Genomic DNA, 15,501 nt, shown 5'->3' with positions numbered 1-15,501 from the left:
ACCGGAAGCCTCGTATTCATGTCTACACGTCCTCAACGTGACGCCGGGTTAGAGCCCTGGCCGATTTCCCCCGCCGCCCTGCTCTGGCTGATCGCCATGTTCGCGCTGGTCTGGTTCGGCGTTCTGAACCTGCGACACCTCATTCCCAGCGACGAAGGCCGCTATGCCGAGATGGCGCGCGAAATGCTGGCCACCGGCGACTGGGTCACGCCGCGTTACAACGGCTATCTGTACTTCGAGAAGCCGCCGCTCCAGACCTGGATGAACGCCCTCACGTTCATGATCTTCGGGCTGGGCGACTGGCAGGCGCGCCTGTGGACGGCGCTGACCGGGTTCGGCGGCGTGCTGCTCGTGGGTTACACGGGCCGTCGTGTGTTCAGCGCCCGCGCAGGCCTGTTCGCCGCGCTGGCACTGGCAAGCGCCCCGCTTTGGAGCTTGCTCGGCCACTTCAACGTGCTGGACATGGGCCTGTCGTTCATGATGACGCTGGTCCTGTGTGCGCTGCTGCTGGCACAACGTCCGGGTCTCACCCACACGCAGACCCGCAACTGGATGTGGCTGTGCTGGGCGGCGATGGGCCTGTCGATTCTGAGCAAGGGGCTGATCGGTGTGGTCCTGCCGGGTGCCGTGCTCGTCATCTACACGCTGATCGCGCGTGACTGGGCCTTGTGGAAACGTCTGCACATCGTGAGTGGCCTGATCGTCATGCTGGCCATCACGGTGCCGTGGTTTGCTGCGGTCATGTCGCGCAACCCGTCGTTCTTCGACTTCTTCTTCATCAACGAGCACTTCAACCGCTTCCTGAAGCCGGACCACCATCGTCCGGGCGCGCTCTGGTACTTCGTGCCCGTTCTGCTGATCGGCTTCCTGCCGTGGCTCTCGACGATCCCGCGCGCCATTGCCGGTTCGCGCGCCGTGCCGCGTCAGGCAAACGGTTTCCGACCGGTGCTGATGATCACCGTGTGGGCCGTCTTCATCTTCTGCTTCTTCTCGATGTCGCACTCGAAGCTCATTTCGTATGTGCTGCCGATCGTGCCGGCCATCGCGATGCTGTTCGGCCTCGGTCTGGCCACCATGACGCGCGAGTCCCTGCGCAAGCACCTCGTCGTGTCCGTCGTGCTGTTCATCGCGACGATCGTCACGTGCCTGGTGTTCCTGTCGCATCACTCGGACAGCCGTAACCCGGTGGAGGCGTACCGCACGTTCTCGTACTACCTGTATGCGGCGAGTATCGTCGGCCTGATCGGCATCGGCATCACCCGCTGGCTGAGCACCCGCAGTACCAAGCAGGCACTGGTGGCGTTCGCGGCCACGTGGCTGGCCTTCGTGATGATTGGTGGCTCGGGTCACGAAGCGTTCGGTCGCGCAAGTTCGGGGATCGATCTGGTGCCGGCGGTGCGTGCGGAGATGGATCGTCTGGGACCGGACACGCCGTTCTACTCGGTCGGCACGCTCGACCACACCATGCCGTACTACCTGCGTCAGCCGATGATCATGGTCGCAGTGCAGGACGAGCTGGAGTTCGGTATCTCGCAGGCCCCGGACAGCTGGGTGCCGACGCTTGATAAGTTCGTGGATGTCTGGATGGAAGACCCCAAGGCGCTCGCGCTGGTCGATCCAGACAAGTTCGCCGTGCTGGAAACACTGAATCTGCCGATGAAGGTGATTGCGCGCGACAACCGTCGCGTGATCATCGAAAAGCCGATGGCGGACGGTGCGGGTGCCAAGGCTGCTGGCGGAAACTGACCAGGACACGGGTCAACAACAAGCCAAATCAGGGGGATGCAGGCGCTGCCAAGTGATCGGCGGCGTGCTGCAACCCCGAAAAAATGCTCTCTGCCACGCGTTCCGGGAAATCAGGGGGTAGCCTGCCCGCAACTTCGGCGATGGCCTGCGGGACTCTCGCGAGTAACGCGTCGAGGATAGATGCCGCGCCAGCCCCGAGATAACACTTCACCGCCATTGCATCGAAGTGCCGACGCTCAATCTCGCGAAGTCGATAATGTCGGCGCTTGCCAGCCACCGCCATCGCGAGCTTGGCGCGTTGCCACGGCACCTGATTCGGCCCGTCGCCGATAATCGGCCACATCGACAGCACATCATAGAGCGGGGTAAGACGGTAACGGCCGCCCGGCAAAAGGTGGATGCTGAAGTTCTTCGCGTGACCGTCCGTCGCCGCCAGCATCCAGAACACGATCTGCGTGCGAAACACCGCTTCAAGGTCTTCGTCCGATGTCTGCGATTGGCGCAAGGTCGCGGCCAGATCGGCAATGCCGGGGCCACCGTCTGCCTCATATTTGAGATGGGGCGGCAGCCCGAATACCTGACAGAAATCTTCCTGCGGCAAGCGCATGATCCACGTACCGCTGGAGTGCATCTGGCGGTCGAAGCGCGTCACCGACAGCACTTTCTGATCACCGAACGTCAGCATCTCGCTAGCCGCCGTCGGCAACCCGAGCGCCGCGCACAGTTGCATGCAAAGCCACTCGTTCTCGACGGACGTCGACAAGTCTGCCCGCCGGTTGCCTACGAGCCCTATCGGCAACTTGAGGATGTGGGTCGTTGGCGTGGCCCCATGCGGCAAACACCACCGCCCTTCGTGGTACAGCAAGGCCGTCTTTTCTTGCGCCCCGGCGATCGAAAGCCGCAAGTCGTCGTGAGCATATCGCCCAGGCATCACACCGCCAGCGGCTTTGCGCAGATGCTCCGCGACGGCTTCCTCAGACAGCGGACTCGCTTCAATGGTTTGCACATTGCCAGGTACGTCGTCTTCGCCAAGAAGTTGAATGGCTCCGACACAGTCCCGTCCGATGGCCTCAAGCAAATCGAAGCCATCTGTCGATGGCGTGCCGTACCGTCCTGCGAGCCGACGCCGGATGACATCGCTGTCCGGTAGAAGATTCTCGAAATAGAAACCGACCCGGTCCCCGGTCAACGGTGTCGAATCGATGCCGAACGGTAACGAGAGCGAGAGTGGACGCCCCGCCGCGGAATCGCGCCAAGCGTCGTCGTACTGCAATGCCATGCGGTTTTGTGACTGCACCCGCCATGTGCCGACACGCTGACTATTCGCCCAGATGGACAATGCCCGGGCATGTGACCTGCGCCCCATCGATTACCACTCCGTGTTGGAAGAAACAGGAGCAACATCGCGTGACTGGACGACAAGGTCAAGGCGGTAAAGGCCCATTAACGCCAGTAACTGCTCGACCGAGATGATTTTCGGATCGAGCTCAAGCGCGGACAGACGACTCTGACTCAGTCCCAGACGCGTAGCCGCCTCAAGCTGAGTCAACCCCGCCGAGCGACGGGCCGACCGCAAGATCTCGCCGAGTTGTGTTGACGAAGCAATGAGCTGGTTCATCACGATTTACCTCATATGCAGGTAATGTATATTTTAGCTGATATTCGCGTAAATACGGAATAGCTGAATATAGCGTAAATGTTTTTTACCTGCTATTCAGGTAAAAATCTCGAAAGCACTGTCAGAAGCGCTTTGAGCGTATCCGCCCTGCGCCCCGTCGATCGGGGACCCTATTGAAAATAGAAAAGGGCTGAGGAAATCGCGCATGCGAATCCTCAGCCCTTCCCTTTCACCACTTCAGCGACTTAACGGCTTTACTTACCCTTCGACGTCTTGGCCGCCACACCCGGCGCCACCGACACACTCGCCTCAGCCGTCAGCATCAGGAACGTGAACGTCTCTTCCAGATACAGCCGTACCGTTTCGGCGTTGTGGTCCAGATAGCCAATCGACAGGTCCTGACCGATGTGCATCTCGTAGTCGCCGCCGCGCGTCGAGACGATCGCGCCACCGTCGATGGCCGGTGCCCAGATGATCTCGCCGCTCACGATGTGACCGATATGTTCGAGAATCGGGTAACCCTGGTCGTTCGCTTCAGCCACAGCCGTATAAGCGTCCGCGCCCAGCAACACGCTGTACGGGCCGTCGACCCCTTCAAGCCGCAATTGCTCCAGCGCCTTGGCGATCACCGTCGGGTAGTCCGCGATGTCCTTAGGCAGCGGCAGAACCGGATTCGACGTGCCTTCACGCACCCCGGTGATCTGCGCCGCCTTGTAGCCGTCGAAAATCGCACGGTCTTCGGCATAGGCCAGCTTGATTGCCGCATCCTTCGCCGGTTGCCAGTCGGAATCGTTCGCGCCGCGCTCGACATCGTCAATCGCTTCGCGCGACAACTCGAACGGCACGCGCAGCACCACCAGCGGCAGCACCTGACGCTGACGAGCATCCACGCCCTTGAACGGCGATGCAATCGATTGCTGATGACCGGTGCCTACGCCAGACAGCGCCAGACCTCCCGGCCCTTTCACGTCGACCACGCGGCGCGCGGCGACGGTGCGCTTGAACGTGCGGGCCACTTCTTCTTCGATCTGCGCCCATGCGGCGCTCGAAATAGGGGCCAGTTCGCGATGCAGGTTATTCATGCCTGAGAAACTCCTTTGAGCGATCCGATTTGCAGCGAGCCGTCCGCGACTGCGGGACTCGCCTGATGAGAAGCGGTAGTGGCGTCGAACACTTGCACGCCCGAAGGCTGTGCGTCGATCAACGTCTTGATGACATGGCTGGATTCGGTGGCGGCCGCTTGCGGCGCACGGTCGGCAAGTTCTTCCAGCAGCGGGGCCGAAGGCACGAAGAACAACCCGCCGGTCACGGCCGTGCTGAAGTCCAGCAAGCGGTCGTAGTTACCGGGCGGCTTACCGACGAACATGTTCTCGAGCATCTGCTCGATGGGCCACGGCGAGCGCGCGTAGCCGATGAAGAACGTGCCGAACTCCCCCGATCCCGGGCGGCCGAACGGCATGTTGTCACGCAGGATCTTGACTTCGCGGCCATCGACTTCGAGCGTCGTCAGGGCGCTGTGCGAATTGCTCGGCTTCACGTCCTCGTCCAGTTCCACGTCCGAGAACTTGGTGCGACCGATGATGCGTTCCTGCACTTCCACGGGCAGCGCGTTCCAGCCCGTCATGTCGTGCAGATACTTCTGCACCAGCACGTAGCTGCCCCCCGCGAATTCGGGGTCTTCGTCGCCCATGACCGTGAAGTCGACCGCCTCCTGGCCCTCCGGGTTCTCGGTGCCGTCGACGAAGCCGATGATCGCGCGCATATCGAAATAGCGGAAGCCGTGCACTTCGTCGACGACGCTCACCGCGTCGCCCAGCTTGTTCAGCAAGAGCGTGGCGAGGTCGAAGCACAGGTCCATCTGTTCGGCACGAATGTGCAGCAGCAGATCGCCAGGCGTGGCCGGGGCGTGCCGCTTGCCCGCGCCGAATTCACGGAACGGATGCAGCTCGGCCGGGCGCGGATCGCCGAACAGGCGGTCCCAGGCGCTGTCGCTGAAACCCGCCACACAGGTCAGGTTACCGGTCGGCACACGCTTGCCCACGGATCGGACATACGCGGCCACATCGGCACACCAGCCGCGCACGGCGGCGTGCGCGGCCTCGTCATCGCGAATCGTGGCGACGAGGAAGATGGCGCTGCGGGTCACTTTGCCGGAAACCGGCTGCGGTTCGGGAGGAGGAGACGTCGGACGTTCGGTCATTGCTTTCCTGCGTGGGACTGGAGTTCGTGACGCTGTCGACCGCCAACGCCCGGTCCCGGGTGGACCACAGGCTATCGGACGGCGACTTTTAGTGTGACAACTTTATAACGCAACACGCCGTAATATGCCACTCTCATCGATATGGCGGTGTGTCGGGCCTTGTGCGACGGGGGTTTCCGGGCGGCGTCGCGAATTCTGTCAATTTCGCCATATTCGCGCCATTTTGGCGTTGGGGGTGCGCCCATAACATGGCGGCGTTCCTTCCGGTACCGGTGGCGCGCCCGCGTGCGCGCCGTTGGCACCGCCCTTGTCCGTACGCCTGTGACTGCGCCCGAGCGCGTCTGAATCATGTGGATTGTCAACGTTGCGCTCAAACGGCCATACACGTTCATCGTGATGGCCATTCTGATCCTGCTCGCCACGCCGCTCGCGCTGTTGCGCACGCCCGTCGACGTGCTGCCGGAAATCAACATCCCCGTCATCAGCATCATCTGGACCTATAACGGGTTGTCCGCACAGGACATCGCCGACCGGATGATCTCCGGCAACGAACGCGGCCTGACGACCACCGTCAACAACATCGAGCATATCGAGTCGCAATCGCTGCCGGGCATCGGCATCATCAAGATCTTCCTGCAACCGACAGCCAATATTCAGACGGCCATCGCGCAAGTCGTTGCCGTCGAGCAGGCGCAGGTCAAACAGATGCCGCCCGGCGCGACGCCGCCTCTCGTCATCAGTTATTCGGCCTCGTCGATTCCGGTGATGCAGTTGGGCCTGTCGAGCCCCAGCTTGTCGGAACCGGCGCTCAACGATACGGCACTGAACTTCCTGCGCCCGCAACTGGTGACGATTCCGGGGGCCGCCGTGCCATATCCGTATGGCGGCAAGACACGATTGATCTCGGTGGACATCGACTCGCGTGCCCTGCTCGCCAAGGGCCTGACAGCGCAGGACGTGGTCGCGGCCGTCAACGCACAGAACCTGATCCTGCCGACCGGTACGGCGAAGATCGGACCCCGCGAGTACACCGTCGACATGAACGGTTCGCCGCCAACGGTCGAGGGACTGAACAACATTCCGGTGCGCACCGTGAATGGAGCGACGACCTATCTGCGTGAAGTGGCCCACGTTCGCACGGGCTTCTCCCCACAGACGAACATCGTGCGCCAGAACGGCCAGCGCGGCGTGCTGATGTCGATCATGAAGACGGGCGATGCGTCTACGCTGTCCGTCGTCGACGCCATGAAGGCGCTGCTGCCCGAGGCGCGCGCCGCCCTGCCCGCCGACCTGCACATCGCGGCGCTGTTCGATCAGTCGGTCTTCGTGAAGGCCGCCGTGCAGGGTGTGATTCATGAGGCGCTGATCGCCGCCGCCCTCACGGCGGCCATGATTCTGCTGTTCCTCGGCAACTGGCGCAGCACCTGCATCATCGCCATCTCGATTCCGCTCTCGATCCTGTCCTCGCTGCTCGCCCTCCATGCCCTCGGGCAGACCATCAACATCATGACGCTGGGCGGACTGGCGCTCGCGGTGGGGATTCTGGTCGACGATGCGACCGTCACCATCGAGAACATCGAGCGACACCTCCACATGGGGACACCGCTGCATCAGGCGATTCTCGACGGTGCCGGGGAAATCGCGGTCCCCGCGCTCGTCTCGACACTGTGTATCTGTATCGTCTTCGTGCCGATGTTCTTCCTGACGGGCGTGGCGCGTTACCTGTTCGTGCCGCTGGCCGAGGCAGTGGTGTTCGCGATGCTCGCGTCGTATGTGCTCTCGCGCACGCTGGTGCCCACGCTCGCCATGCTGCTCATGGGCCACGCCCATCCCACGGATCCGAACGCGAAGCCCGGTGCGTTCCGCCGCATCTACCTGCGCTTCGACGCCAGCTTCGAGCGCATGCGCGCGGCGTACATCGTCGTGCTGTCCACCCTGCTGGTGCGCCGCCGCGTCTTCGCGATGGGCTTCCTGACGTTCTGCGTGCTGTCGATGGGATTGGTGTTCGCGCTGGGTGCCGACTTCTTCCCATCGGTCGACGCGGGCAACATCCGCATGCACATGCGCGCACCGACGGGCACACGCATCGAAGAAACGGCGCGTCTGGCCGATCAGGTCGAGAAGGTCGTGCGCGAGGTCGTGCCAGCCAACGAACTCGAAACGATCCTCGACAACCTTGGCCTGCCGTACAGCGGTATCAACCTCTCGTATAGCAACTCGGGCACGATCGGCACGCTCGACGGCGAGATCCAGATTGCACTCACGCCCGACCATCGTCCGAGCGCGGAGTACATCGACAAGCTGCGCGCCTTGCTGCCGCAGCGCTTCCCCGGCGTGGAGTTCTTCTTTCAACCGGCGGACATCGTCACGCAGATTCTCAACTTCGGTTTGCCCGCCGCCATCGACATCCAGATCAGCGGCAATCAGCAACTGGCGAACTTCGATGTCGCGACCAAGCTGCTCAAGCAGGTGCGTCAGGTGCCGGGCACGGTCGACACCCATATTCAGCAACGGGTCAATGCGCCGACGATCCATCTGAACATGGACCGCACGCGCTTGCAGCAGTTGAATCTGAACGCCAATGCCGTCGCCCAGAACGTGCTGATTTCGCTCTCGGGCAGCTCGCAGACGTCGCCCGGCTTCTGGTTCAACGAGCAGAACGGCGTGGAGTACAGCCTCTCGGTGCAATCGCCGCAGTACCGCATCAGCTCCATCGACGATCTGTTGCGCCTGCCGGTGGCGGGCACGGGCAACAACGGCCAGCCGCAATTGCTCGCCAACTTCGTGCAGGTGGAGCCGACGCAGAAATTCGCCGTGGTCAGCCACTACAACATTCGCCCGGTCATCGACCTCTACGTGAGCGTGGAAGGCCGGGATCTGGGCAGCGTGGCGAGCGACATCAACAAGCTCGTCGCACAAGCCCGCAAGGATCTGCCGCGCGGCAGCCAGATCGTGGTGCGCGGCCAGGTCAGCACGATGCAAAGTTCGTACATGGGACTGGGTATCGGTGTGGCCATGGCGATCGTGCTCGTCTACCTGCTTATCGTGGTGAATTTCCAGTCGTGGGTCGATCCGCTCATCATCGTGAGCGCCCTGCCCGCCGCACTGGCCGGCATCGTCTGGATGCTGTTCCTCACCGGCACGCGCCTGTCGGTGCCCGCGCTCACGGGGGCCATCATGACCATGGGGGTCGCGACCGCAAACAGTATTCTCGTGGTGGCGTTCGCGCGGCAACGCATGGAAACGGGCATGGCGCCGCTCAAGGCGGCGCTCGAAGCCGGGGCGAGCCGGATTCGTCCGGTGCTGATGACGGCGCTCGCGATGATTATCGGCATGGTGCCGATGGCGCTCGGTCTGGGCGAAGGCGCGGAACAGAACGCGCCGCTGGGCCGTGCCGTGATCGGCGGGCTGATGTTCGCGACGGTCTCGACGCTATTTTTCGTGCCGCTGGTTTTCGCAGGCGTGCACACGCGACTCGTACGCCGCAAGGCGCGTCGCGCAGGGAACACCGCCACGCCGGCGCATGGCGACCGTAGTGATGACAACGCAAATGACGATAACGCCAGCCAGTAAGGCACGGCGACCGACACTTCACACACCAGATATCAAGATTTGACGGGTTGAACGACATGACCGAGAAACATCACGCCGAACTGGCCATTCCAGAGCACGATCCCGCCGACGGCCGGCAGTTGCCCCCGCGTCACGGCGAGTTCCGTCGCGCGAAGATCGTGCTGATCATCGTGGCCCTGCTGCTGGTCGCAGGGGCAGCACGCACCACCATCTCCAACTTCCTGCAACGCCGTGCGGTCGCCAGCGTGACGGCACAGAACGCCAAGCAATTCGTGAGCGTAGTGACGCCACAGGCCACCGCCGCCAGCGAAACGCTGTTGCCTGCAACCCTGCGCGGCGCCGTGGAGTCGCCCATCTACGCCCGTGCGACGGGTTACTTGCTGCATCGTTACGTGGACATCGGCGCGAAGGTCAAACAAGGCCAGTTGCTCGCCGACCTCGATACGCCGGAAATCGATCAGGAACTGGCGCAGGCCATCGCCCAGCGCAATCAGATCAACGCCAGCCTCGGCCTGGCCAAGTCGTCGCTCGACCGGTGGCAGCAACTGCGTCAGCGCGACGCCGTCTCGCAGCAGGAACTGGACGAACGTCAGAGCACCTACACCCAGGGCGTGGCGAATCTCGCGGCGGCCGACGCCAACGTCAAACGACTTCAGCAACTCGAATCGTTCAAGCGCATCGTCGCCCCGTTCGACGGCGTGATCACGCAGCGCAATGTGGACGTCGGCGATCTCATCGCGGCGGGCAGCGGCAGCGCACAGGCGATGTTCTCGCTGGCGCAGACCGACCCGCTGCGCGTCTACGTGCAAGTGCCGCAGGCCTATGCGCAGAGCGTGTCCGTCGGTCAGCCGGTGGTCGTGACACAAGCCGAACTGCCCGGACAACACTTCCAGGGCAAGATCACGCACGTGTCCGGCGCCATCGACGTGGCGACGCGTTCGCTCCAGATCGAAGCCGCATTGCCGAATCCGGACGGGAAGTTGCGCCCCGGCGCGTATGTGCAACTCGCGCTGCCCGGCGCCGTGCAACCGCATCTGAGCGTGCCAGCCAACGCGCTGCTGTTTCGCGCCGAAGGCCCGCGTGTGGCGGTGGTGGACGATCAGGGCGTCGTGCATCTGCACAAGATCGTGATCGCACAGGACCTCGGACAAACGCTGGAGCTGGCCGATGGCGTGTCGCCCAACGACCGCGTGATCGTCAATCCGAGCGATTCGGTGGACGACGGCGACCACGTGCAGGCCAAGGCGCTTCCCGCGAAAGGCGGCAGCAAACCCGCAGCCAAGGCGCAGGGAGACGAATCGTGAGCCGCACGGATCACGACGGCCGGGGTCACCTCCGAAGCGGCATCCGGCTCAGCGCAACGCTGCTCGCCGTCGCCACGCTGCTCAGCGCGTGCGCCGTAGGCCCGGACTATCATCGCCCGGAAGTCTCGACCCCGCCCGTATGGAAAACGGACGGCTACTGGAAGGTCGCGCAACCGTCGCGCGCTGCGATGCAGCCGGACTGGTGGAAAGCCTTCAACGAACCGGCGCTCGACGCCCTCGAAGACAAGGCCCTCGCACAGAGCCAGACGCTCGCCGCCGCCGTCGCGCATTACGATCAGGCGCAGGCGACGCTGTCCGGCATTTCGGCGCAGCGGCTGCCGGAAGTCGATGCCTCGTTTGGGTTGGCACGGCAGCGCATCTCGGCGAATCGCCCGGTCACGAGCTACTCGTCTAGCAGCATGTCGACCGTGCAGAACAACGTTCAGGTGGGACTGGGCGTGAGCTACGACACCGATCTTTTCGGCCGTATTCGCCGTCAGGTCGAAGGTGCGCAGGCGTCCGCCGAGCAAGCGGGCGACGATCTGGCAAATGCGCGACTCGTCCTCACGACGCAACTCGCCACGGCCTATTTCCAGTTGCGCGCCATCGACGCCGAGATCAAAGTGCTGGACCAGTCGGTCGTCTTGCAGCAGAAGGCGCTCGATTACGTGAGCGCCCAGCACGATCTCGGTGCGGTCTCGGGACTGGACGTCCTTCAGCAGCAATCGCAACTCGACACCACGCGCGTGCAGGCTCGCCTGCTGCATCAGCAACGCGACCAGTACGAGCACGCCATCGCGGCGCTCGTGGGCGTACCCGCGCCGACGTTCTCCATTCCGGAAGGTGTGCTGCCTGCAACGCTCCCCGAAATCCCGCTCGGCGTGCCGAGCGATGTGCTGCAACGGCGTCCGGACGTGGCGTCGGCGGAGCGCAGCATGGCTGCGGCAAACGCGCAGATCGGGGTGGCGAAAGCGGCCTTCTTTCCCAGCCTGACCCTGAATCCCGGCATCGGCTGGCAAAGCACCGAGTTCGCCAACCTGCTGTCTGCCCCCAGCCTGCTGTGGACGCTGGGCACGTTGGCGTCGCAGGTCGTCTTCGACGGCGGACGCCGTCAGGCGGGTGTCGACTACGCCAGCGCGGGCTATCGCGCCGTGGAAGCGAACTACCGTCAGACGGTGCTCACCGCCTTCCAGCAGGTGCAGGACGGCGTGACCGGTCTGTCGGTCCTCAATGCCGCCGCGCAGGAATCGCACGCGGCCGTGGTCGATGCCGAGCGCCTGCTGAGTCTGGCGAACGACCGGTATTCGGGCGGGCTGACGGCCTATCTCAGCGTGATTACGGCGCAGCAGGCCGCGCTGGCGAGCGAGCGTCAGGACGTCCAGATCCGGGGGCAGCAACTCGTGCTGTCGGTGGCACTGGTCAAGGCACTGGGCGGCGGATGGCAGCCCTCGGAGACATCCTCTGACTCGTATAATGCGCAAAGATGAGGTGACGACATGAAAGTGCTGATCGTTGAAGACGAACAAAAGGTAGTGGACTATCTGCGCTCGGGGCTGACCGAGCAAGGCTGGGTGGTCGATGTTGCGCTCGACGGCGAGGAAGGCACGCACCTGGCGCTGGAGTTCGATTACGACGTCATCGTGCTCGACGTCATGTTGCCCAAGCGCGACGGCTTTGCCGTGCTCGGGTCGTTGCGCGAGCGCAAGTCCACGCCCGTCATCATGCTCACCGCCCGCGACCACGTGAACGACCGGGTGCGTGGCCTGCGCGAAGGGGCGGACGACTACCTCACCAAGCCGTTCTCGTTCATCGAACTGGTCGAACGTCTGCACGCACTCGCCCGTCGCACCCGCGTGCAGGAATCGACGCTGATCTCGGTGGGCGACCTGTTCGTCGATCTGATCGGCCGCCGGGCGACGCGCGACGGGCACCGGCTCGATCTCACCGCGAAAGAGTTCCAGCTGTTGTCGGTGCTTGCGCGCCGCCAGGGCGACATTCTCTCGAAGACCGCCATCACCGAACTGGTCTGGGACGTCAACTTCGACAGCCATACGAACGTGGTGGAGACTGCCATCAAACGGCTGCGCGCCAAGCTCGACGGCCCCTTCACCACCAAACTGCTGCACACTGTGCGCGGCATGGGCTACGTGCTGGAAGTGCGCGAGGCCTGAGCGCCCCGCCCTCCACGCCAGCGACGTCACCGTGAAACACTCGATCTCCCGCCGCCTTGCCGCCATGTTCGCCGTCGTGGCGCTGTCGGTGTTCGCGCTCGTCGGTGCGGCGTTATATCTGGTGTTGCGCGTTCAACTGGAACGGCACCTGCGCGAGTCGCTGGACGACCGCGCGCAGATCGCGCACATCATCGTGTATCACGGCGCCACACCCGAGAAGTGGCAGATCGTGCGGGAAAAGCTGAGCGACATGACCCCGCGCGACGGCACCACGACGTACGCCGTCTCCAGCGACGACCCAAGGTACACGTTCGGCACGCCTGTGAGCGGCATGTTCGTCAAACGACTGTCCAACGGTTATGTGCGCCTGAGCCCGGACGGCGGTGGCGACGACATGCTGACGACTCGGGAAATCCTGCCGCCCTACGGCGCGCGACCGGCCGTCACACTGCAAGTCGCGGCCAGTTATTCCCCCAACGAGCAGACGCTACGCGCATTCGGACTGAGTCTCGCTGCGCTCTCCGGATTGGGCGCGCTGGGCGTGCTGCTGCTCAGCTACTCGGTGACGCGTCTGGGCCTCTCACCGCTGACTCGGCTCACGCGCGAAGCGTCCGAGATCCGGCCAGACAACCGCTCGCAACGACTCGTGACCCGCTCACTGCCCGTCGAACTGGACGATCTTGCTCATTCGTTCAACGGCGCGCTTGCCCGGCTCGACGGTGCCTACGAACGGCTGGAATCGTTCAATGCCGACGTCGCCCACGAGTTGCGCACGCCGGTCACCATCCTGATCGGGCAGACGGAAGTCGCCCTTACGCGCGACCGACCGGCCGAGGAACTGCGCTTACTGCTGCAATCGAACCTCGAAGAACTCGGTCGCATGCGCACCATCATCAACGACATGCTGTTCCTCTCGCGCGCCGATCAGGGCGAACGCGCGACGGGACTCACAGTCGTGTCGCTGGCGAGCGAAGCGGCGCACACGCTGGAGTTTCTGGAGTTTCCGCTGGAAGAGGCGCAAGTCACGGCCCGTTTGCATGGCAGCGCGTTCGCGCAAGTCAACAAGGCGCTGTTCGGGCGCGCGCTGGCCAATCTGGTGATGAACGCCATAGAACATTGCGCGCCGGGTGCGAATATCGACGTGCGCATTACCACCGAGATCCCCGACGCCGCCACTGTCGAACCGAACCGTACCCGTCACGTGCGCATCGAGGTCGTCAATCCGGGGGCGGAAATTCCGGCGGACGTGCTCAAGCATTTGTTCGACCGGTTCTACCGCGCGGAGGCGTCGCGCACCAACAGCCGTGAGAATCACGGCCTTGGGCTGGCCATCGTCAAGGCCATTGCGGAAATGCACGGCGGTACGGTGTGGGCACACAGCGCGAACGGTTTCAACGCGTTCGGCTTTTCGGTCAGCTATCGCGAAGACGCGGGTGCCGCCGGTACGCCACCCACCACGTCTTCCACTGCCACCACATCGACTCAACTCGCGCGTCAGACTCCGTGACGACCCAGGCTGTTCGCCTGCTGCACGGCATGCGGCGCGAACACCGTGAGCGTCTCGCCCAGTGCCTCACGGGCATAGGCGGCGGCCACCGTCATTTGCGCCAGACGCGCCCGTAGCTCCAGATTTTCCCGTTCCAGATGCTGTACGCGACGCATGGCGTCGGCCACGTCGGTGACACCATCGCTGGCTGTGCTATGGCTTTCGGGCATCGCGTCGAGCAGCGTCATGGCGCGCGCCAGATTCTGTTCGAGCTGCTGCGCCCAGACGGACTGCCCTGCGACGGGAATTCCCCCGAACGCCGGGATGACCGGGACTTCGTACATGCTGCGGGCACGCACGATGGCTTTTTGCACGGTGCCGGCGCTGGGGCGGCGCGTGATACCGGCCTGCGCCATGAAGCGCAGATAGGTTTGCGCACCGTAGATCCGGCGCGCGGCTTTCCATGCATCCGCCAGAAAGGCATCGAGGAAGGCGGGGTTGTTGTGGGGGTGTGCGGCGTCTGCATCGCGTGCAGCGCCGAGCAAGGCAGCGTAGGTTGCATCGTCGAACTGCAAGGCGGACCGTGCCATGGCGATCTCCGGGTGCTTACCGTATCGGGGGTATCGCGCCCCGGCAAGCCAACATGGGCCCTACCGGGGACACGACGGTCAATGCGACTGCGCGCTGCGCGGCGCAGCCGCCGGGTGACACAACTTAGGGCTTCGGGGCAGAAGCCGGTGCGGGCGGCACCCACTTCTTAGCGCGGCTCTTGGCTGACGGATCCGGCGTCACGGCCACGGCAACCGCTTCGGTGTAGTTCACCGTCACGGAGTCGCCCACCTTCACGCCTTCGAGCAGCTTCGGATCTTCCACGTTCACGTCGACCGTGCGGTTCGGGCCGCGCAGCGTCACGACATTCGACTTGCGGTCGATACGTTGCACCGTCGCTACGACCTTCAGATTGCGCGCGGCATCGGCGGCGGGCTTTTCACCCGGTGCCGCACGGTCGGCCCCTTCGGTCAGCACACGGCTGCGAATGCCGTCGCCCGGCGCAACGGAAATGGCCACCGAGCGCTTGAACGCCACGATGACTTTGTCGCCCTTGCGAATCTGTTCGAAATTCCGGACATCCGGGCCAACGATGAAAGTGACTGGCTTACCGTTATCGTCGGCTACCTGAATGGTGCGTTTCTTGACGTCCACACCCAGCAACGTGGTCCGGAATTCGACGACGTCGCCCGCAACGATCGGCGCCGGACGCGCCGCATCCTGTGCGTGTGCCAACGTCCCCAACGACAACAGACCGGCCAGAATCATGGCATTCGTGAGCTTCATGCTGAGTCCTTTTGTTATCGATGTATGCAAATGCCGAATGCAGATGCTGCAACCGGTTTTGCAAATTA

Annotated in this window: 12 protein-coding genes; 6 read left to right on the top strand and 6 right to left on the bottom strand. The window is 63.6% G+C overall.

Annotated elements, in window-relative coordinates; all coding sequences use genetic code 11:
* The first annotated feature begins 18 nt into the window (after positions 1–18).
* The gene (locus tag NTU39_RS12940; protein WP_257959964.1) at positions 19–1,746 is read left to right on the top strand and encodes a glycosyltransferase family 39 protein; all 1,728 of its coding nucleotides are present in this window, start codon (positions 19–21) and stop codon (positions 1,744–1,746) included.
* A 28-nt stretch (positions 1,747–1,774) separates the two neighbouring features.
* Here NTU39_RS12940 and NTU39_RS12935 read toward each other — a convergent pair whose 3' ends face one another.
* The 4 genes from NTU39_RS12935 to NTU39_RS12920 form a co-directional block, all read right to left on the bottom strand.
* Positions 1,775–3,112 (bottom strand): type II toxin-antitoxin system HipA family toxin, encoded by a 1,338-nt coding sequence (locus NTU39_RS12935; RefSeq protein WP_257959963.1) that lies wholly within the window; start codon positions 3,110–3,112, stop codon positions 1,775–1,777.
* A 3-nt stretch (positions 3,113–3,115) separates the two neighbouring features.
* Positions 3,116–3,364 (bottom strand): helix-turn-helix domain-containing protein, encoded by a 249-nt coding sequence (locus NTU39_RS12930; protein WP_150662522.1) that lies wholly within the window; start codon positions 3,362–3,364, stop codon positions 3,116–3,118.
* A 254-nt stretch (positions 3,365–3,618) separates the two neighbouring features.
* Positions 3,619–4,446: a family 1 encapsulin nanocompartment shell protein gene (locus NTU39_RS12925; protein ID WP_150662521.1), complete on the bottom strand. Its 828-nt coding sequence runs from the start codon at positions 4,444–4,446 to the stop codon at positions 3,619–3,621.
* Positions 4,443–5,564 carry a Dyp-type peroxidase gene (locus tag NTU39_RS12920; RefSeq protein ID WP_150662520.1) on the bottom strand — a complete coding sequence of 374 codons (1,122 nt, stop codon included), beginning with the start codon at positions 5,562–5,564 and terminating at the stop codon, positions 4,443–4,445. The genes NTU39_RS12925 and NTU39_RS12920 overlap by 4 nt, the downstream gene beginning before the upstream one ends.
* A 348-nt stretch (positions 5,565–5,912) precedes the next feature.
* Between NTU39_RS12920 and NTU39_RS12915 the strand changes: the two genes are divergently transcribed.
* The 5 genes from NTU39_RS12915 to NTU39_RS12895 are packed head-to-tail and all read left to right on the top strand — an operon-like array spanning position 5,913 to position 14,119.
* Positions 5,913–9,137 carry an efflux RND transporter permease subunit gene (locus NTU39_RS12915; RefSeq protein WP_150662519.1) on the top strand — a complete coding sequence of 1,075 codons (3,225 nt, stop codon included), beginning with the start codon at positions 5,913–5,915 and terminating at the stop codon, positions 9,135–9,137.
* A gap of 56 nt (positions 9,138–9,193) precedes the next feature.
* A complete protein-coding gene (locus NTU39_RS12910; protein ID WP_257959962.1) occupies positions 9,194–10,441 on the top strand; it encodes an efflux RND transporter periplasmic adaptor subunit in 1,248 nt (415 codons plus the stop codon).
* Positions 10,438–11,928, top strand: a complete 1,491-nt coding sequence (locus NTU39_RS12905; RefSeq protein WP_373275382.1) for an efflux transporter outer membrane subunit — start codon at positions 10,438–10,440, stop codon at positions 11,926–11,928. Before NTU39_RS12910 ends, NTU39_RS12905 begins: the two co-directional genes overlap by 4 nt.
* 9 nt (positions 11,929–11,937) lie before the next feature.
* Positions 11,938–12,612 (top strand): heavy metal response regulator transcription factor, encoded by a 675-nt coding sequence (locus NTU39_RS12900; RefSeq protein WP_039398512.1) that lies wholly within the window; start codon positions 11,938–11,940, stop codon positions 12,610–12,612.
* 31 nt (positions 12,613–12,643) lie between these two features.
* Positions 12,644–14,119 (top strand): heavy metal sensor histidine kinase, encoded by a 1,476-nt coding sequence (locus NTU39_RS12895; protein ID WP_150662516.1) that lies wholly within the window; start codon positions 12,644–12,646, stop codon positions 14,117–14,119.
* On the opposite strand, the gene NTU39_RS12890 is transcribed toward NTU39_RS12895, so the two are convergent.
* Positions 14,107–14,688: a hypothetical protein gene (locus NTU39_RS12890; protein WP_257959961.1), complete on the bottom strand. Its 582-nt coding sequence runs from the start codon at positions 14,686–14,688 to the stop codon at positions 14,107–14,109. The genes NTU39_RS12895 and NTU39_RS12890 overlap by 13 nt on opposite strands.
* Positions 14,689–14,812: 124 nt before the next feature.
* The gene (locus NTU39_RS12885) at positions 14,813–15,433 is read right to left on the bottom strand and encodes a hypothetical protein (protein WP_150662514.1); all 621 of its coding nucleotides are present in this window, start codon (positions 15,431–15,433) and stop codon (positions 14,813–14,815) included.
* Between the last annotated feature and the right edge of the window lie 68 nt (positions 15,434–15,501).

The organism is Pandoraea commovens (assembly GCF_024704525.1).
Lineage (GTDB): Bacteria > Pseudomonadota > Gammaproteobacteria > Burkholderiales > Burkholderiaceae > Pandoraea > Pandoraea commovens.
Note: the sequence above shows the minus strand (reverse complement) of the source record. Positions and strands in the feature narration are given on the sequence as shown.